17 protein-coding genes are annotated in these 18,254 nt (G+C 73.0%); 9 read left to right on the forward strand and 8 right to left on the reverse strand.

The window, feature by feature from the left end:
* Positions 1–25 precede the first annotated feature (25 nt).
* Together CNQ36_RS26580 and CNQ36_RS26585 are read right to left on the reverse strand one after the other, a co-directional pair.
* The gene (locus CNQ36_RS26580; RefSeq protein WP_121547831.1) at positions 26–2,839 is read right to left on the reverse strand and encodes an ATP-binding protein; all 2,814 of its coding nucleotides are present in this window, start codon (positions 2,837–2,839) and stop codon (positions 26–28) included.
* A gap of 154 nt (positions 2,840–2,993) precedes the next feature.
* Complete coding sequence (locus tag CNQ36_RS26585) at positions 2,994–3,806, reverse strand: helix-turn-helix transcriptional regulator (RefSeq protein ID WP_410177137.1); 813 nt, start codon at positions 3,804–3,806, stop codon at positions 2,994–2,996.
* A gap of 158 nt (positions 3,807–3,964) precedes the next feature.
* Between CNQ36_RS26585 and CNQ36_RS26590 the strand changes: the two genes are divergently transcribed.
* The 3 genes from CNQ36_RS26590 (at position 3,965) to gcl (ending at position 9,215) form a co-directional block, all read left to right on the forward strand.
* Positions 3,965–5,638, forward strand: a complete 1,674-nt coding sequence (locus CNQ36_RS26590) for an AMP-binding protein (RefSeq protein WP_121547833.1) — start codon at positions 3,965–3,967, stop codon at positions 5,636–5,638.
* Positions 5,635–7,251: an AMP-binding protein gene (locus CNQ36_RS26595; protein ID WP_121547834.1), complete on the forward strand. Its 1,617-nt coding sequence runs from the start codon at positions 5,635–5,637 to the stop codon at positions 7,249–7,251. The genes CNQ36_RS26590 and CNQ36_RS26595 overlap by 4 nt, the downstream gene beginning before the upstream one ends.
* A gap of 179 nt (positions 7,252–7,430) precedes the next feature.
* Positions 7,431–9,215, forward strand: a complete 1,785-nt coding sequence (gene gcl, locus CNQ36_RS26600; RefSeq protein WP_121547835.1) for a glyoxylate carboligase — start codon at positions 7,431–7,433, stop codon at positions 9,213–9,215.
* A gap of 36 nt (positions 9,216–9,251) precedes the next feature.
* On the opposite strand, the gene CNQ36_RS26605 is transcribed toward gcl, so the two are convergent.
* From CNQ36_RS26605 to CNQ36_RS26620, 4 genes are all read right to left on the reverse strand, one after another.
* Positions 9,252–9,953 carry a TIGR04222 domain-containing membrane protein gene (locus CNQ36_RS26605; protein ID WP_121547836.1) on the reverse strand — a complete coding sequence of 234 codons (702 nt, stop codon included), beginning with the start codon at positions 9,951–9,953 and terminating at the stop codon, positions 9,252–9,254.
* Between the two features lie 163 nt (positions 9,954–10,116).
* Positions 10,117–10,353: a hypothetical protein gene (locus tag CNQ36_RS26610; protein WP_163013372.1), complete on the reverse strand. Its 237-nt coding sequence runs from the start codon at positions 10,351–10,353 to the stop codon at positions 10,117–10,119.
* A gap of 62 nt (positions 10,354–10,415) precedes the next feature.
* Entirely contained in the window at positions 10,416–11,306 is an 891-nt protein-coding gene (locus CNQ36_RS26615) for a 2-hydroxy-3-oxopropionate reductase (RefSeq protein WP_121547837.1), read from the reverse strand.
* A 30-nt stretch (positions 11,307–11,336) separates the two neighbouring features.
* Positions 11,337–12,176: a TIM barrel protein gene (locus CNQ36_RS26620; protein ID WP_121547838.1), complete on the reverse strand. Its 840-nt coding sequence runs from the start codon at positions 12,174–12,176 to the stop codon at positions 11,337–11,339.
* Between the two features lie 236 nt (positions 12,177–12,412).
* On the opposite strand from CNQ36_RS26620, the gene CNQ36_RS26625 reads away from it, so the two are divergent.
* The 6 genes from CNQ36_RS26625 (at position 12,413) to CNQ36_RS26650 (ending at position 16,407) form a co-directional block, all read left to right on the forward strand.
* Positions 12,413–12,664 carry a YkoF family thiamine-binding protein gene (locus CNQ36_RS26625; RefSeq protein WP_004923174.1) on the forward strand — a complete coding sequence of 84 codons (252 nt, stop codon included), beginning with the start codon at positions 12,413–12,415 and terminating at the stop codon, positions 12,662–12,664.
* Positions 12,661–13,029, forward strand: coding sequence for a helix-turn-helix domain-containing protein (locus CNQ36_RS26630; RefSeq protein WP_004923171.1), 369 nt, complete (start codon positions 12,661–12,663; stop codon positions 13,027–13,029). The genes CNQ36_RS26625 and CNQ36_RS26630 overlap by 4 nt, the downstream gene beginning before the upstream one ends.
* A 137-nt stretch (positions 13,030–13,166) precedes the next feature.
* Positions 13,167–13,682 (forward strand): 2-oxo-4-hydroxy-4-carboxy-5-ureidoimidazoline decarboxylase, encoded by a 516-nt coding sequence (gene uraD, locus CNQ36_RS26635; protein ID WP_121547839.1) that lies wholly within the window; start codon positions 13,167–13,169, stop codon positions 13,680–13,682.
* A 5-nt stretch (positions 13,683–13,687) separates the two neighbouring features.
* Positions 13,688–14,092 carry a hydroxyisourate hydrolase gene (gene uraH, locus CNQ36_RS26640; RefSeq protein WP_004923159.1) on the forward strand — a complete coding sequence of 135 codons (405 nt, stop codon included), beginning with the start codon at positions 13,688–13,690 and terminating at the stop codon, positions 14,090–14,092.
* 4 nt (positions 14,093–14,096) lie between these two features.
* Positions 14,097–15,002: a factor-independent urate hydroxylase gene (gene pucL / locus CNQ36_RS26645; RefSeq protein WP_121547840.1), complete on the forward strand. Its 906-nt coding sequence runs from the start codon at positions 14,097–14,099 to the stop codon at positions 15,000–15,002.
* A 25-nt stretch (positions 15,003–15,027) separates the two neighbouring features.
* Entirely contained in the window at positions 15,028–16,407 is a 1,380-nt protein-coding gene (locus CNQ36_RS26650) for an 8-oxoguanine deaminase (RefSeq protein ID WP_121547841.1), read from the forward strand.
* Between the two features lie 52 nt (positions 16,408–16,459).
* On the opposite strand, the gene CNQ36_RS26655 is transcribed toward CNQ36_RS26650, so the two are convergent.
* Both CNQ36_RS26655 and CNQ36_RS26660 read right to left on the reverse strand, forming a co-directional pair.
* Positions 16,460–17,125, reverse strand: coding sequence for a peptidoglycan recognition protein family protein (locus CNQ36_RS26655; RefSeq protein WP_121547842.1), 666 nt, complete (start codon positions 17,123–17,125; stop codon positions 16,460–16,462).
* A gap of 95 nt (positions 17,126–17,220) precedes the next feature.
* Complete coding sequence (locus CNQ36_RS26660; protein ID WP_121547843.1) at positions 17,221–18,105, reverse strand: lysozyme; 885 nt, start codon at positions 18,103–18,105, stop codon at positions 17,221–17,223.
* Between the last annotated feature and the right edge of the window lie 149 nt (positions 18,106–18,254).

Genomic DNA, 18,254 nt, shown 5'->3' on the forward strand with positions numbered 1-18,254 from the left:
TCGCCCGTCCCGGCCGGCGGCGGCGCTACTTCGTGCGGCGGCCCGCGGCCAGACGGACGATGTCGACGCGCGAGCGGATGCCCAGCTTGCGGTAGACCCGGGTGAGGGTCGCCTCCACGGTCTTGACGCTGATGAACAGCCGGGCGGCGATCTCCCGGTTGGTGGCGCCCTCCATCACCAGCGCGGCGACCTGCCGTTCCATCGCGGCCAGTCCGTCCAGGGCGCCCGCCGCCGCGGCGGGCACGGGCTCGGCCTCCGCGGGACCGGCGGCCACGGCCCGCTCCACCTGGCGCAGCCAGGGCAGCGCGCGGCAGCGCCGGAACAGCCGGGCGGCCTCGTCGTACGCGGCCGGCCCCGGACCCTGGGCGGCCCGCAGCCGGGCCCGCGCGAAGGCGGCCCGCGCCTCCTCAAGGCCGAAGCCCAGCTTGGCGAGCCGCTCCTGCGCCGACGTCAACTGCGCGTAAGCCGCCTGGTGTTCGCCGCGTGCCGCACGCACCAGGGCCTCCGCCCGGTCGAGCACCGCCAGCACACTCGCCCGGTTCAGGCGCAGCGCGTGCACCCGGGTGACGTTGATGAGTTCCTGCGCCTCGCCCGGCTCGCCGACGCGCACCAGCGCCTCGGCGAGGTCGCCCTGCCAGCGGCCCCGCGCCGGGTCGTTGATGCCCATGCCGTGCTCCAGCTCCCGCACCCGGCGCAGCGAGCGGACGGCGCCCTGCGCGTCCCCGGCCACCAACTGGGCGTAGCCCAGGGCGGCCAGGGCGAGGGAGAGGTACAACTGGTCGCCGTCCACCTCGGCGTGGTCCGCGGCCTCGCGGGCCAGCGTCAGGGCACGCTCCACGTCCCCGCCCGACGCCTCCGCGAGCGAGGCGAGCATGGCGGAGGCGCTCTCGCCGATCCCGGAGTCCCGGGCCAGCCGCAGGCTCTCCCGGCCCAGGTCCAGTGCCCGGCCGCAGTGCCCGGAGCGCAGCTCGGTGTCGGCCAGCAGCCGCGAGAAGTGCACCTCGCTCTCCACCATGCCGCGCCGCCGCGCCTCCCTCAGCAGCGAGGTGATGGCCGTACGGGCCTCCGGCAGCTGGTCGCTCATCAGCAGCCAGCGGAACCGCGCCATCGCGGCGCCGTTGTGGTGGCTGGCCACATCGGGGTCCTGCGGCTCCTGGAGCGCCCGCCGGATCGTCGCGGGGGCGTCCGGGTGGCCCATCAGGGTCTCGGTGGACGACTGGAAGGCCAGCGCCATCAGCTCGGTGCGCCGGTCCCCGCCCCGCGCCGCCAGCTCCGCGGCGTGCGCGGCCTCCTGGCGGGACTTGGCGAAGTCGCCGTCCACCACCACCTCCCGCCAGGCGAGCTGGTAGTGGACCAGGGCGAGCAGCCGGGGATCGTCCCCGGCGTCGGCCAGCACCTGCGGGAAGACGGCGTCGACCTCGCCGAGCGCCTGCCCGGCCGCCTCGATGACCACCATCCACGCCCGCACCCGCTCCGCGGGCACCGTCGCCCGGGTCAGCACCTCACGCGCTATGTCCCGGGCCAGGTCGACCTCGCCCGCGGTGATCGCGTCCTCCGCGGCCTGCAGCCGCCGCTCGTCGGGACCCGGCTCGCCGTCGGCCGGGGTGTGCCGGGCGGCCAGCAGTCCCAGCGAGGCGGCGACCGAGGGCGCCCCCCGGTCCCGGGCCAGGGCGGCGGCCTCCGCGAGCCGGGCCGCCACCTCCGGGTCGGGGCCGGTGGCGGCCAGCGCCAGGTGCCGGGCCCGCTCGATCGGGTCGGAGGCCGCCGTGGACAGCGCCGTGTGCGCGGCCCGCCGTTCCCCCGCCGGGGCCTCCGCGTACAGGGCAGCCGAGATCAGCGGATGCGCGAAGCGCAGCGCCGGCTCCTCCGGGTCCGTCACCAGCAGCCCGAGCGCCGCCGCCCGGGCCGTCTCGGCCTCGGCGTTCTCCCGGCCGGCCGCGTGCAGCAGGGCCAGGGTGGGGCGGGCGCCCGCGCTTGCCACCAGCAGGGTGCGCCGGGCGTCGTCGGACAGCATCTCCAGACGGCTGAGGACCAGGGCCCGCAGCGAGGTCGGCACCGGCAGCGGCTCGCCCGGCCGCGGGCGGGCCGGGCTCTCGGCGAGGGCGCGGCCCAGTTCGAGGGCGAAGAGCGGGTTGCCGCCGCTGGTGCGGTGGATGTCCCGGACCGTGGAGCGGGACAGACCGGTGTAGCCGCGGTGGTCCAGCAGCGCGGCGACCTGGGGCCGGGAGAACGGGCCCAGCCGCACCGCGAGCGTGTCGGGCGGGCAGGCCCGCAGATGACGGTCGTACTCCTCGCCGTCCGTGCGGACCGCGCACAGCATCCGCACCGGACTGTCGCCGAGCCGCCGTGCCGCGAAGCCGAGGAGCTCGGCGCTCGCGGGATCCAGCCACTGGAGATCGTCGGCGACGACGAGGACCGGTCCCTCGGCGGCCAGCGCGCGCAGCGTGGACAGCACCGCGAGACGCAGCGCCAGCCCGTCCCGCTGCAGGCTGGACTCGCCGCGCCCGGTGAGCGCCGACTCCAGCGCGGTGCGCTGGGCGGCGGGCAGCCGGGCGGAGACCCTGTCGAGGACCAGACCGAACAGATCGGCCAGCGCCAGGAACGGAAGATGCGATTCGGACTCCGTCGCCGAACAGCGCAGCACCGTCCCCGACGCACCGGCGTTTTCGGCCGCAAGTGCCCGCAGCACAGTCGATTTACCTATTCCCGCGGGGCCGTGCAGCAGCACGCTGCCCCCTCGGGCGAGCTGCTCGCGCGCCTCCGCGTAGAGCTCCTCCCGGCCTATGACCAGGTCGGGGCGGCACCTGGCAGGCTCCTTGAAGTCCCGTCGCACGGTCACCGCTCCCCTCCGTGTGGCGTGTCCTGGCCAATATTAGGCAACGGGTTCCTTAATTCCGGGCGGACCGTGTAGTGAGGCAAATTACAGCGGGCCGACCCACCGTAAATCCAAAGTCCAATCGGTGGTATTGCCCGCCATGGAAAACACCTCAAACCTATGGCAACCACCCGGTCCGGCGGGCCGCGACCACGGCCTGCCCCCGGGTCCGCACCCCCAGCTTGCGCATCGCCGACCGCAGGTACGCCTTGACGGTTTCGGCCGTCACGCCCAGCCGCTCGCCCGTCACGCCGTTGGTCGCCCCCGCCGCCACACAGGCGAGGACGTCCACCTCCCGGGGCGTGAGCCGCACCGTCACCGACGGGGCGGTCTCGGCGGTGAGCAGGGCGCACGCCTGGAGCAGCTCGGCCCGCAGCGCGGGGTCCGCGATCCGCGGGGCCAGCGCCCGCAGCGCCGCGTGCGCCTCACGCACCTGCTCCCAGGCCGCTCCGGACGCCCCGGCCGCCCGTTCCGGCCCGGTTGCCGCCGCCATCAACTCGGCCGCCTCCTCCCGCACCACCAGCGCCTGCTCCACGTCCCGCGCCGCCTGCACCGCCGCGCCGAGCGTGCGGTCGCCCAGGGGCTGGGCGGCGCGCAGGGCGCCGTAGAGCACCGCCCGCACCCGACGCCGCACCACCACCGGCACGGCGACGACGGAGCGCAGGCCCTCGGCGGCGACCGGGACGTCGTACTCGTGGCTGATCTGCCGCGAGACCGAGTAGTCCGTCACCGCGCACGGCCGGGCCAGCGCCGCCGCCTTCCCGCCCAGACCGAAGCCGGAGGTCACCGCGAGCGCGCTCAGCGCGGGCGTCGCGGTGCCGCTCAGCTCGCTGATGCGCACCTGCCGACGGCCGGGCTCCACCAGTCCGCCGAAGGCGACCGGCAGCCCGGTCGCGCACCGCAGCCGGGCCAGCGCCCCGCGGATCTCCACCGCGTCGCCCGTGCTCGTCGGGTCAGCCGTCACCTGTTCGCCCCCTCGTCGCGGCTCCTGTGCGGACGCACACCCCCGTTCGGGGGTAGTGAGACCTGCATCACGGATTACACGATGGCGGAGAGCCGCCCGGCAATGGTCCGGCACGAGGAGGAGACATGACGACGGCGACGGAGGCGTTCCGCGGGGCCCGGGACTTCCTGCTGGAACACCGCGAGGACTACGCCACCGCCCACCGGGACTTCGCCTGGCCCCGGCCGGAGCGGTTCAACTGGGCGCTCGACTGGTTCGACGTGATCGCGGACGGCAACGACCGCACCGCCCTGCACCTCGTCGAGGAGGACGGCGGCGAGCAGCGGCTGTCCTTCGCCGCGCTGGCCCGCCGCTCCGACCAGGTCGCCAACTGGCTCCGGCAGCGGGGCGTGGCCGCCGAGGACCGGGTGCTGGTCATGCTCGGCAACCAGGCGGAGCTGTGGGAGACCGCGCTGGCCGCGATGAAGCTGCGCGCCGTGGTGATCCCGGCCACCCCGCTGCTCGGCCCCGCCGATCTGCGCGACCGCGTCGACCGGGGCCGCGTCCGCCATGTGATCGTGCGCGCCTCGGACGCCGCGAAGTTCGACGGCGTGCCCGGCGACTACACCCGTATCGCCGTGGGGGAGGGGGCGGACGAGAGCTGGCTGCCCTACGAGGACGCCTACGGGGCCGCCGAGCACTTCGCGCCCGACGGGCCCACCCTCTCCGACGACCCGCTGATGCTGTACTTCACCTCCGGCACCACCGCCCGCCCCAAGCTGGTCGAGCACACCCACACCTCGTACCCGATCGGCCACCTGGCGACGATGTACTGGATCGGCCTGAAGCCCGGCGACGTGCATCTGAACATCTCGTCGCCCGGCTGGGCCAAGCACGCCTGGTCCAACCTCTTCGCCCCGTGGAACGCCGAGGCGACCGTCTTCCTGCACAACTACACGCGCTTCGACGCGCCCCGGCTGATGGCCGAGATGGACAAGGCGGGCGTCACCACCTTCTGCGCCCCGCCGACCGTGTGGCGGATGCTCATCCAGGCCGACCTGACGCAGCTGCGCACCCCGCCCCGCGAGGTCGTCGCCGCCGGCGAACCCCTCAACCCGGAGGTCATCGAGCAGGTCCGGCGGGCCTGGGGCCTCACCGTCCGGGACGGCTTCGGCCAGACCGAGACCGCCGTGCAGGTCTCCAACAGCCCCGGACAGGTCCTCAAGACCGGCTCCATGGGCCGCCCCAGCCCCGGCTACCGGGTGGAGCTCCTCGACCCGGTCTCCGGCGCGCCCGGCGCCGCGGAGGGCGAGATCGCGCTGGACCTCTCCGACCGTCCGGTGGGCCTGATGACCGGCTACCACGGCGACCCGGACCGTACGGCGGAGGCGATGGCCGGCGGCTACTACCGGACCGGCGACATCGGCTCCCGGGACGAGGACGGCTACATCACCTACGTCGGCCGCGCGGACGACGTGTTCAAGGCCTCCGACTACAAGATCAGCCCGTTCGAGCTGGAGAGCGCCCTGCTGGAGCACGAGGCGGTCGCCGAGGCGGCCGTCGTGCCGGCCCCGGACGAGCTGCGGCTGGCCGTCCCCAAGGCGTACGTCGTGCTCGCGGAGGGCTGGCAGCCCGGCCCGGACACCGCGAAGGTGCTGTTCGAGCACTCCCGTGAGGTGCTCGCCCCCTACAAGCGGCTCCGCCGCCTGGAGTTCGGGGAGCTGCCCAAGACCGTCTCCGGCAAGATCCGCCGCATCGAGCTGCGCGAGGCCACGGCCGCCGGTTCCGCGAACGAGTACCGCGAGGAGGACTTCCGGTGACCGCACCCCTGTCGTACGCCCACGGCACCGGCACGACGCCGCTGCTCGGCGACACCATCGGCGCCAACCTGGCCCGGACGGTCGCCGCATGGCCCGACCGCGAGGCCCTGGTCGACGTGGCCTCCGGACGGCGCTGGACCTACGCCGAGTTCGGGGCCGCCGTCGACGAGGTGGCGCGGGGACTGCTGGCGAAGGGGATCACCACCGGGGACCGGGTCGGGATCTGGGCGGTCAACTGCCCGGAGTGGGTCCTGGTGCAGTACGCCACCGCCCGCATCGGCGTCATCATGGTGAACATCAACCCGGCTTACCGGGCACACGAGTTGGAGTATGTGCTCAAACAGTCCGGGATCTCGCTGCTCGTCTCCTCGCTCGCCCACAAGGGCAGCGACTACCGGGCGCTGGTGGAGCAGGTGCGCGGAGCCTGCCCGGACCTGCGGGAGACCGTCTACATCGGCGACCCGTCGTGGGACGCGCTGACCGGGGCCGCCGCGGCGGTGCCGCCGGAGCGGCCCGACGAGATCGCCGCCGGGCTGAGCTGCGACGACCCGGTCAACATCCAGTACACCTCGGGCACCACCGGCTTCCCGAAGGGCGCCACGCTCTCCCACCACAACATCCTCAACAACGGCTACTGGGTGGGCCGTACCGTCGGCTACACGGAGCGGGACCGGGTCTGTCTGCCGGTGCCGTTCTACCACTGCTTCGGCATGGTCATGGGCAACCTGGCGGCCACCTCGCACGGCGCCTGCATCGTCGTCCCCGCCCCCTCCTTCGATCCGGCGGCCACGCTGGAGGCCGTCCAGCGGGAGCGCTGCACCTCGCTCTACGGCGTGCCCACCATGTTCATCGCCGAGCTGAACCTGCCCGGCTTCGCGTCGTACGACCTCACCTCGCTGCGGACCGGCATCATGGCGGGCTCGCCGTGTCCGGTGGAGGTGATGAAGCGGGTGGTCGCCGAGATGCACATGGAGCAGGTCTCCATCTGCTACGGCATGACCGAGACCTCCCCGGTCTCCCTGCAGACCCGCATGGACGACGACCTGGAGCACCGCACCGGCACCGTCGGCCGGGTGCTGCCGCACATCGAGGTCAAGGTCGTCGACCCGGCCACCGGTGTCACCCTGCCGCGGGGCGCCGCGGGGGAGTTGTGCACCCGGGGGTACAGCGTGATGCTCGGCTACTGGAACGAGCCGGAGAAGACCGCCGAGGCCGTCGACGCCGGCCGCTGGATGCACACCGGGGACCTCGCGGTGATGCGCGAGGACGGGTACGTGGAGATCGTCGGGCGCATCAAGGACATGATCATCCGGGGCGGGGAGAACATCTACCCGCGCGAGATCGAGGAGTTCCTCTACGCCCACCCGAAGATCGCGGACGTCCAGGTCGTCGGGATCGCGCACGAGCGGTACGGCGAGGAGGTGCTGGCCTGCGTGGTCCCGCGCGACCCGGCCGACCCGCTCACCCTGGAGGAACTCCGCGCCTTCTGCGCGGACCGCCTGGCCCACTACAAGATCCCCAGCCGGCTCCAGCTCCTCGACACCTTCCCGATGACGGTGTCCGGGAAGGTGCGCAAGGTGGAACTCCGCGAGCGGTACGCGGTGGCCGACTAGCGGCGCCCTCAGGCCCCGCCGGCGACGTCCAGCGCGCCGGCGGGGCCCTTCTCTTGACGGCTTCGGCAGCCCTCCCTACATTCATTCCAGATAGCAGAAAATGACTTCCACCATACGGAAGAAGCTCGCCGTAGGGCGCGACGGGAGTGCGAATCCGGCAGCCGAGGCAGGAGTACCCGATGGCTCGAATGACCGCTGCCCGCGCGGCAGTCGAAATCCTCGGACGCGAGGGCGTCACCGACGTGTTCGGCGTCCCGGGCGCGGCGATCAACCCCTTCTACGCGGCGCTCAGGGCATCCGGCGGCATCACCCACACCCTCGCCCGCCACGTCGAGGGCGCCTCGCACATGGCCGAGGGCTACACCCGCGCCCGCCCCGGCAACATCGGGGTGTGCGTCGGCACCTCAGGACCGGCCGGCACCGACATGATCACCGGCCTGTACTCCGCGACCGGCGACTCCGTCCCCATCCTGTGCGTCACCGGCCAGGCGCCCACCGCGGTGCTCCACAAGGAGGACTTCCAGGCCGTCGACATCGCCGCCGTCGCGGGCCCGGTCACCAAGATGGCGGTGACCGTGCTGGAGGCCGCGCAGGTCCCCGGCGTCTTCCAGCAGGCCTTCCACCTGATGCGCTCCGGGCGGCCCGGCCCGGTCCTGATCGACCTGCCGGTCGACGTCCAGCTGACGGAGATCGAGTTCGACCCCGCCACCTACGCGCCCCTCCCGGTCTACAAGCCCGCCGCGTCCCGCGCCCAGATCGAGAAGGCCGTCGCCATGCTGAACGCCGCCGCACGCCCGCTGATCGTGGCGGGCGGCGGTGTCATCAACGCGGACGCTTCCGAACTGCTCGTCCGGTTCGCCGAGTTGACCGGCACTCCGGTGGTGCCGACCCTGATGGGCTGGGGTGTCGTCCCCGACGACCACGAGCTCAACGCCGGCATGGTCGGCCTGCAGACCTCGCACCGCTACGGCAACGCCACCTTCCTGGAGTCCGACTTCGTCCTCGGCATCGGCAACCGCTGGGCCAACCGCCACACCGGAAGGCTCGACGTCTACACGGCCGGACGCACCTTCGTCCACGTCGACGTCGAACCCACCCAGATCGGCAGGATCTTCGCCCCCGACTACGGCATCGCGTCCGACGCGCGCGCCGCTCTGGAGCTGTTCGTCGAGGTGGCGGCGGAGCTGAAGGCCGGGGGCCGGCTGCCCGACCGCTCCGCCTGGGCGGCCGCCGCGCAGGAGAGACGCGCCACGCTGCAGCGCCGTACGCACTTCGACGACGTCCCGATCAAACCGCAGCGGGTCTACGAGGAGATGAACAAGGTCTTCGGCCCCGAGACCCGGTACGTCTCCGCCATCGGCCTCTCACAGATCGCCGGCGCCCAGCTGCTGCACGTCTACCGCCCGCGCCACTGGATCAACTGCGGCCAGGCGGGCCCGCTCGGCTGGACCGTGCCCGCCGCGCTCGGGGTGGCCAGGGCCGACCCGGAGGCGCAGGTCGTCGCGCTGTCCGGCGACTACGACTTCCAGTTCATGATCGAGGAGCTGGCCGTCGGGGCGCAGCACAGGATCCCGTACATCCATGTGCTGGTGAACAACGCCTACTTGGGCCTGATCCGGCAGGCGCAGCGGGCTTTCGACATCGACTTCCAGGTCAGGCTGGAGTTCGAGAACGTCAACTCCCCGGAGCTGGGCGTCTACGGCGTGGACCACGTCAAGGTCGCCGAGGGCCTGGGCTGCAAGGCGATCCGGGTGACCGAACCCGGCGACCTCGGCGCGGCGCTGGAGCGTGCCGGGAAGCTCGCAGCCGAGTTCCGGGTGCCGGTCGTGGTCGAGGTGATCCTGGAGCGCGTCACCGACATCGCGATGTCGGTGACCAACGACATCGGCGACGTCGTCGAGTTCGGGGAGCTCGCGACCGAGCCGGGACACGCGCCCACGTCGATCAGGACGCTGAAGACCTGACCCGCGCCACCCGGCCGGCGTGTTCGGCCGGGGTGCTCAGTCCGGACCGCCGCCCGCGCCGCAGCCGGTACCGCTGCCGCAGGCGTGGGAGCCGCCGCCCCCGTAGGCGCCGCCGCGCGACGAGGAGCGGAGCAGGCCCTTGTCCCGCAGGCTCACCCGGTCGGTCAGCCCCGCCCGGAGGGCGAAGCGCGGCACCACGACGCGCAGCGCCGCCTCGCCGTGCAGGGCGACGGCGAGCAGCCGCTGGTGGTCGGGCAGTTCACGCCGGCTCGCGGGCAGCGGATACGCCTTCCGCAGGGTCTTCAGCCGCCGCCGGGCGGCCCTGGTCGGCCGGAGCAGCGGATACCGCAGCATCCCCGCCTCCGCCAGGCCCACCCGCACCTCGGCCACCGCCCAGCGGACGACCGGGTCCCGGACCAGCTCCGCCGCCTCGGACGGCTCTCGCAGACAGTGGTAGACCGCGCTCTCCAGGTACGCCGCCCGCACCTCGCTCGTGACGGCGTCCGCAGGCCCCGCCGTGTCCCCGTCCGGCGGCTCCAGCCCGACCCCCGGCGGCGGGAGCGGGGGCAGGGCCCGGCCCGCCTCCCCGTCGACCGCCCGCAGCGTGCCCGGCGCGCCGGCCTCCACCGCGCCGCGCAGGTGCAGGGCGACCAGGGCCACCGTGACCGCGGCGCGCGGGCCACCGGCCAGCAGTGCTGTCTCGTGCGGCGTCCCCCCGACGCCCGCGGTGTCGGTCATGACACGGCACCCCCTCGTCAGGGGCCCGCCGCCCCCGTGCCGGCGGGTCCCGTGTGTGAGGAGTGTGCCCGCCCGCGCGGCCGGTCCAAGCCTTTCCGGCCGCCTTCAGAGGTTCATTTGAGGATCGCGTAGCCGGTGTACGGCCGATGCTGTAGGGACGCGCTCAGGCGGTGTGGTGCTCCGACAGTCCCGGCCAGTCGTCGGGGCCCCCGCCCTGCCACTCGATCAGGTCGGTCCCCTCGACGTCGGTGACGTACAGGTCGGCCAGCCGCAGGATCTCGGCCACGTCGTCGGCGTGCGTGGCGATGCCCAGTGTGTCGTCGTCGGAGGTGACCCGCCGCGAGCCGTCCAGGGCCGGGGAGTGCACCACGATGTGCGGATGCTCCGTGGGAGGTGCCATGCCCCCAGGCTGCTGCGCGCCGGACGGATCCGCACCCCGGAGGTCGGGAGGGGCGGGGGCCGTCAGACCCGCGCGCCGGACAGCCGCTCGACCGCGCGCAGCAGGGCGGAGTGGTCCAGACCGCCGTCGCCCTGGGCGCGCAGGCTCGCGACCAGCTGGGCGACCACGGCTCCGACGGGCAGGGCCGCGCCGACGGCGCGGGCGGCGTCGGTGACGATGCCCATGTCCTTGTGGTGCAGGTCGACGCGGAAACCCGGCCGGAAGTCCCGGTTCAGGAAGTTGTCCTTCTTGCGGGTCAGCACGGTCGAGCCGGCGAGACCGCCGTTCAGGACGTCGAGCGCCGCCGTCAGGTCCACGCCTGACCTCTCGAGGAAGACCACGGCCTCCGCGCACGCCTGGATGTTGACGGCGACGATCAGCTGGTTGGCGGCCTTCACGGTCTGCCCCGCACCGTGCGGGCCGCACCGCACCACGGTCCTGCCCAGCGTCCCGAAGACCGGCCGGGCCTCGTCGAAGTCCGCCTGCTCACCGCCGACCATGATGGACAGCACCGCCTCGACCGCGCCCGCCTCGCCGCCGGACACCGGGGCGTCCAGCACCCGGACGCCCTTCTCCTTCGCGGCGGCGGCCAGGTCGACGGAGGTCCGCGGGGTGATCGAGGACATGTCGATCAGCAGGGCCCCGGGGCGGGCGTTCTCCAGGACGCCGTCGGGGCCGTACGCGACGGCCTCGACCTGCGGGGACGCCGGGACCATCGTGATGATCACGTCCGCGTCCCGCACCGCCTCGGCGACCGAGCCGGCCGCGGTGCCCCCGGCGGCGGTCAGCCGGTCCAGCTTCTCGGGCTCCAGGGTGTGGCCGGTGACGTGGTAGCCCGCCTTGATCAGGTTCTCGGACATGGGGGAGCCCATGATGCCGAGGCCTATCCAGGCGATCTTGGGAAGGGTGCTCATCCGAGGGTGCCTTTCCGTACGGGGGTGTGATCAGCGGGGCAGCCAGCCGAAGGCCTCCGCGCTCGGACGGCCGCCCGGCTTGTACTCCAGGCCGACCCAGCCGTCGTAACCGGCCCCGCGCAGCCGGCCGAGCAGTGCCTCCAGCGGGAGCGAGCCGGTGCCGGGGGCGCCGCGGCCGGGGTTGTCGGCGATCTGCACATGACCGGTGATCGCGGCGTACCGGTCGATCACCGCGGGCAGGTCCTCGCCGTTCACCGCCAGGTGGTACAGGTCCATCAGGAAACGGGCGTTGTCCAGACCCGTGGCCGCGTTGACCTTGTCGACGACACCGACGGCGGCCGGCGCCGACACCAGCGGGTACCGGGGCGACTCGGGCCCGTTCAGCGCCTCGACGAGCAGGACCGCGCCGATCCGGTCGGCGGCACGGGCCGCGAGGACGAGGTTCTCCAGCGCGAGCGCGTCCTGCTCGGCCGGGTCCACGCCGTCGACGCGGTTGCCGTACAGCGCGTTGAGGGCCGTACAGCCGAGCGCCCCGGCGAAGCCGGCGGCCACCTCGACGTTGGCGCGGAACCGCTCCGACTCCTCGCCGGGCAGGGACAGCGCGCCCCGGTCGGGGCCGGGCAGTCGGCCGGCGTAGAAGTTGAGTCCCGTGAGCCGTACGCCCGCGTCCTGGACCGCTTCCCCCAGGGCGTCCAGCTCGGACTGCCGGGGGGTGGGGGAGTCGGCCCAGGGCCACCACAGCTCGACCGCCTCGAAGCCGGCCGCCGCGGCCGCCGCGGGGCGTGCCGGCAGCGGGAGTTCCGTGAAGAGGATCGACAGGTTGACGTCGAAGCGGTGGTCTCCGGCTGTGCTCCACACGGAACCGGACATCGGGGCCGCACCCCTTCCTTGTTTCCGTTATGCGGAATACAGTTTCTGTTGAATGGAAGTAAGGGAAGCGTGCCGCCGGGTGCCAGGGGTGTCAAGAGGGCGCGGTCGGGCCGGAGCGGGAGGCCGCGCTCCGGGGCCGGCGTCCCGGCGGAGTCCGTTAAGGTCGTCCCGTAGTGACGCTCCCGGCCGCGCGGCCGGGAGAACGGGCAGATCAGAGCCGGTTTCGTGGGGGCGCAGTGCGATTGAGAGTGGAGTTCACGACCGAGCCCTTCGACCTCGACGAGGCGCCCGCGCACGCGGTCGTCGCGCGGGAGGTCCTCGAGGCCGCCGTGCTGGACGCGGTGGACGTCGGACCGTTCGGCAACACCGCCGAGGGCGGCGCCGACGAGGTGCTCGGCGCCGTGGACGCGCTGCTGCGCAGGGCGCTTACGGCCGGCGCCACCCGGGTCTCGCTCCAGGTCAACGTCGTCGAGGAGGACGGCCGGTGAGCGGCGCCGGCGGCGAGGCCTTCATCGCCGCGGTGAAGCCGCTGGTCGACGCCATGGGCGGCGAGATGCTCCCGCCGGACGAGGCGGGCGCCGACGACGTGGTGCTCTCCTGGCAGGGCGCCGGCGTGGTCGCCGTACGCCTGCCGCAGCTCGCGGACTCCCTGGACCACATCCTCGCCGCCCTGGAGCGCGGGCAGGGCAGGCCGCTCGCGGAGCTGGACCGCAGGACCAAGCAGGAGATCGTGCGCGGTCTGGAGGCGCGGGGCGCCTTCGCCGTGCGGCACGGCGTGGAGACCGTGGCGAGCGCGCTCGGCGTCAGCCGCTTCACCGTCTACAACTACCTCAACCGCGAGAAGGGCTCCTGACCGTCCGGGGCGGCGGGCGCGCTCCACCGTTTGTCACACGGAATTTTCAACAAACTGTTGACGTGCCGTGCGTGGCGGCGTTCACTGTCGGCACGCCCGTTCAGCACGAAGGCCGTTCGCGGCCGCGGAGGCTTTCCGTGACGTCGACTTCCCCGTCCCCGGGCCTGGCCCGCTTCAATGCCCTGGAGGAGCAGGCGGCGCTCGCCGCGCTCCACGAGGTGTGCGCCTGTGGGGCGTGGGCCCGGCGACTGCTCGCCGCCCGCCCGTACGCCACCGCGGACGACCTGTACGCCGCCAGTGACGCCGCCACGGCCGGTCTGGACGCGGCGGATCTGCGGGAGGCGATGGCCGGTCACCCGCCGATCGGCCGGCCCCGTCCCGGGGACCCGGCCTCCGCCCGGGAGCAGCGCGGCATGGCCGGCGCCCCCGAGGCGCTCAGGGCCGAGATGCTCGAACTGAACCTGGCCTACCAGGAGAGGTTCGGGCACGTCTTCCTCATCTGCGCCACCGGCCGGACCGGCGAGCAGATGCGCGACGCCGTGCGGGAACGCCTCGGCAACCCGCCGGAGCGGGAACACGGGATCGTCCGCACCGAACTGGGGAAGATCAACCGCATCCGGCTGGCCCGCCTCGTCGACGCCCCAGAGGACTGACGCACATGAGCACCGACACCACCGCCTCCGTGTCCACGCACATCCTGGACACCAGCGCCGGCCGCCCCGCCGCCGGCGTCGCCGTCGCCCTCGCCGCCCGCCCGGGCCGGGAGGCCGCGTGGCAGCCCCTCGGCGGTTCCGCGACCGACGCGGACGGGCGGTGCAGGGACCTGCCGGCGCTGCCGGAGGGGACGACCCAGGTACGGCTCGACTTCGCCGTCGAGGCGTACTTCGACACATCCGCGAGGAAGCAGGCCGAGGCGGAGCAGGACGCCCCCGCGAACCGGGACGGCGGCGCCGGAGTGTTCTTCCCCGAGGTGACGGTCACGTTCGCCGTCGTACCGGGCGAGCACTACCACGTACCGCTGCTGCTCAACCCGTTCGGCTACTCCGTTTACCGAGGGAGCTAGCTCCATGCCGACCACTCTGGGACAGAACCAGTACGGCAAGGCCGAGAACCGAGTCGTCAGGATCACGCGGGACGGCGCCACCCACCACATCAAGGACCTGAACGTCTCCGTCGCCCTCTCCGGCGACATGGAGGAGGTCCACTACTCCGGCTCCAACGCCAGCGTCCTGCCGACCGACACCACCAAGAACACGGTGTACGCGTTCGCCAAGGAGCACGGCATCGAGTCCGCCGAGCAGTTCGGCATCCACCTCGCCCGCCACTTCGTCACCTCGCAGGAGCCCATCCGCCGGGCGCGCATCCGCATCGAGGAGTACGCCTGGGAGCGGATCGGCACCCCCGGCGAGGGTGAGCACTCCTTCGTGCGCAAGGGCCAGGAGACCCGGCTCGCCCAGATCACCTTCGACGGGGAGGAGTGGGAGGTCGTCTCCGGTCTGAAGGACCTGACGGTGATGAACTCCACCGACTCCGAGTTCCGGGGCTTCGTCAAGGACGGCTACACGACGCTCCAGGAGACCCGCGACCGCGTCCTCGCCACCTCGGTCTCCGGCCGCTGGCGGTTCAACTGGACGGGCGACGGGCAGCGGACGCCCGACTGGGACACGTCGTACGAGGAGATCAGGAAACACTTGCTCCAGGCCTTCGCCGAGACCTACTCCCGCTCGCTCCAGCAGACCATGTACCACATGGGCGCGCGGATCATCGACCACCGCGACGAGATAGACGAGGTCCGCTTCTCCCTCCCGAACAGCCACCACTTCCTGGTGGACCTCGAACCCTTCGGCCTGAAGAACGACACCGCCGACGGAGCGGTGTACTTCGCCTCCGACCGCCCCTACGGCCTGATCGAGGCCACGATCCTGCGGGACGGCTGCGAGGCGCGGATACCGGTGGACCTCACCAACCTCTGACCGCACCGCATCTGAAGGACGGACCATGGCAGCAGCCCGGCGCATCGTCATCGAGAACTGCGCGGTCGCGACCGTCGACGCGCACGACACCGAGTACGCCTCGGGGCATGTCGTCCTCGCCGGCGACCGCATCGAGTCGCTCGGCGCCGGCACCGCCCCCGAGGGCCTGGAGAACGTCGTACGCCGGATCGACGCCACCGGTCATCTGGTGACCCCCGGCCTGGTCAACACCCACCACCACTTCTACCAGTGGATCACCCGGGGCCTGGCCACCGACCACAACCTCTTCGACTGGCTCGTCGCCCTCTACCCCACCTGGGCGCGGATCGACGAGCCGATGGTGCGCGCGGCGGCCGAGGGCTCCCTCGCGATGATGGCCCGCGGCGGCGTCACCACCGCGATGGACCACCACTACGTCTTCCCGCGCGGCACCGGCGACCTGTCCGGCGCCATCATCGGCGCCGCCCGTGACATGGGAGTGCGCTTCACCCTCGCCCGCGGTTCCATGGACCGCGGCGAGAAGGACGGCGGACTGCCCCCGGACTTCGCCGTGGAGTCCCTGGACGACGCGCTCGCCGCCACCGAGGAGACGGTGCGCCGGCACCACGACGCCTCCTTCGGCGCCATGACCCGGGTCGCCGTCGCCCCCTGCTCCCCCTTCTCCGTCTCCACGGAACTCATGCGGCAGGGAGCGGAGACGGCCCGGCGCCTCGGGGTGCGCCTGCACACCCACGGCTCGGAGACCGTGGAGGAGGAGAAGTTCTGCCACGAGCTGTTCGGCATGGGCCCGACCGACTACTTCGAGTCCACCGGCTGGCTCGGCGAGGACGTGTGGATGGCGCACTGCGTCCACATGAACGACTCCGACATCGCGGCCTTCGCCCGTACCGGAACGGGTGTCGCGCACTGCCCGTCCTCCAACGCCCGCCTCGCGGCCGGCATCGCCCGCGTCCCCGACATGCTCGCCGCCGGCGTCCCGGTCGGCCTCGGGGTCGACGGCACGGCGTCCAACGAGTCCGGCGAACTGCACACCGAACTGCGCAACGCCCTGCTGGTCAACCGCCTCGGCGCGCACCGGGAGGCCGCCCTGAACACCCGGCAGGCGCTGCGGCTCGGCACGTACGGCGGAGCGCGGGTGCTGGGCCGGGCGGACGAGATCGGCTCCCTGGAACCGGGCAAGCTCGCCGACCTGGTGCTCTGGCGGATGGACACCCTCGCCCACGCCTCCATCGCCGACCCGGTGGCCGCGCTGGTCCTCGGCGCGGCGGCCCCGGTCACCGCGTCCTTCGTGAACGGCCGGCAGATCGTGGAGGACGGCCGGCTGCTCACCGCCGACGAGGACGCCATCGCCCGCTCGACCCGCGCGGAGGCCCGGCGGCTGGCCCGGATCGCCGGGCGGGACTGAGTCCCCGGACGCCACCGGCCGGGAGGGACGGCTCCCGGCCGGTGACCGCCGGTCAGGCCGAGCGGGCGGCCGCCACTTCCTCCCGCAGCCGGGGCAGCATGTCGTGGTACACGCCCGGACAGAGGGTCTCGCCGTAGTCCTTGTGGCCGTAGATCTGCGCTGAGGGGATGCCGTACCGCACGCAGGTGTAGGCGCACAGGGTCACCAGGACGTCCCACTGGGCGTCCGGCGGCCGCGCGCCCGCGTGGTACGCGCCCTCGCAGGCGATGCCGACGGCCTGGGTGTTCTGCCCGGAGGTGTGGGAGCCCAGCACGAAGTTCCGGCCTCCGGTGAGCGCCTGCAGGCTGCCGTGCCGCCCCTCGGTGATCCAGCCGCCCCGGCTGACCAGGAAGTGGTAGCCGGTGTCGACCCAGCCGTTCTTGTCCAGGTGCAGGTCCTGCACCCAGTGGGCGTGCGCGTGGGCCTGGGCGCGGGAGTAGTCGGTGGAGTTGGTGCTCACCGTGTGGTGGACGATGATCCTGCTCGGCCGGTACTGGAGGAGGCTGATGGTCCCCTGGGGGGAGCGGGCGCCCCAGGCCGAGGTGGAGTCGATGTCCGGCTCGACGGCGTCGGCGCCGGCGCCGCTCGCGCGGGCGCTGCCCGGCAGGGCGGTGGCGGCGGCCAGTCCGGCCGCGCCGGCGAGCAGCAGGCGGCGCCGCAGGGTGTTCTCGGGATGCACGATCACTCCTCGGGGACGGAGGGGGTGGGGGGAGGCGGTGGAGCCGGCGGGTCGGCCGCCGGCTCCACCGCGTGATCGCGTACGTGCCTACGCCGTCACGTGTTGTTGGCGAGCGCCAGCAGCCGGTCGCGGGAGCCGTTGAACTGGTTGCGGTCCACGTTGCCGGCGACACCGCTGACCGAACCGGTGCTGGTGTACTGCCACACGGTCCAGGTGGGGAAACCGCTCGGGATGGTCGGCGACGCGGCGGAGGTCCAGTGCGCCACCCACAGCGGGCTCTTGCTGTACATGCCGGTCCAGTTGCCGGTGCAGGTGTTCCACCAGCCCGCGGTCGTGTAGATCACCGTGTCCCGGCCGGTGCGCGACTTGTAGGTGTTGTAGAAGTCGGTGATCCAGGTGCGCATCTGGGTGGTGGACAGGCCGTAGCACATTGCGCCGTACGGGTTGTGCTCGATGTCCAGGACGCCGGGCAGGGTGAGGTTGTCGCGGGACCAGCCGCCGCCGTTGTTGACGAAGTAGTTCGCCTGGGTGGCGCCGCTGGAGACGTTGGGGCGCGCGAAGTGGTACGCGCCGCGGATCACCCCCGCGTTGTACGCGGCGGGGTAGTTGCTGTTGAACCGGTCGTCCTTGTAGCTGTTGCCCTCGGTCGCCTTGATCCAGGCGAACTGGATGCCCGAGTTGCGCACCGAGCCCCAGTTGATGGCGCCCTGCCAGTGCGAGACGTCGATGCCCTGGACGCCGCCGGTCGGGGCCAGGGCCCCCAGCGACGGCGCCTGGGCCGGGGCGCTCCCGTGGACGCGGGCGCCCACGCCCATGTAGGCCTCGCCGGGCTGGACGTGGACCCGGTCCCGGTCGGGCCCGGGAGCGGCGTTCGCGCCGCCCGCGGTGGTGGCCGTCAGCGCGAGGGCGGCGCCGAGGACGCCGAGCGCCGTGGCCATCCGTCTGCGGGGACCGGCCAGGGTACGGGGGAGAGAGAACATGGGGCTGCCTCCTGGACACACGTGGGGATGAGCGAAGGAGGTGACGTCGGCCGCTGCCACCTGGCAGTTCCGTGCTTTTGACGTGCGCGCGTCATTAGTTACTCACGGGGAATCTACGCGTGTAAAGAGCCGTCGGTTCTCTCTGTGGT

The sequence above is a fragment of the Streptomyces fungicidicus genome (assembly GCF_003665435.1).
In the GTDB taxonomy this organism is placed as follows: Bacteria; Actinomycetota; Actinomycetes; order Streptomycetales; family Streptomycetaceae; genus Streptomyces; species Streptomyces fungicidicus.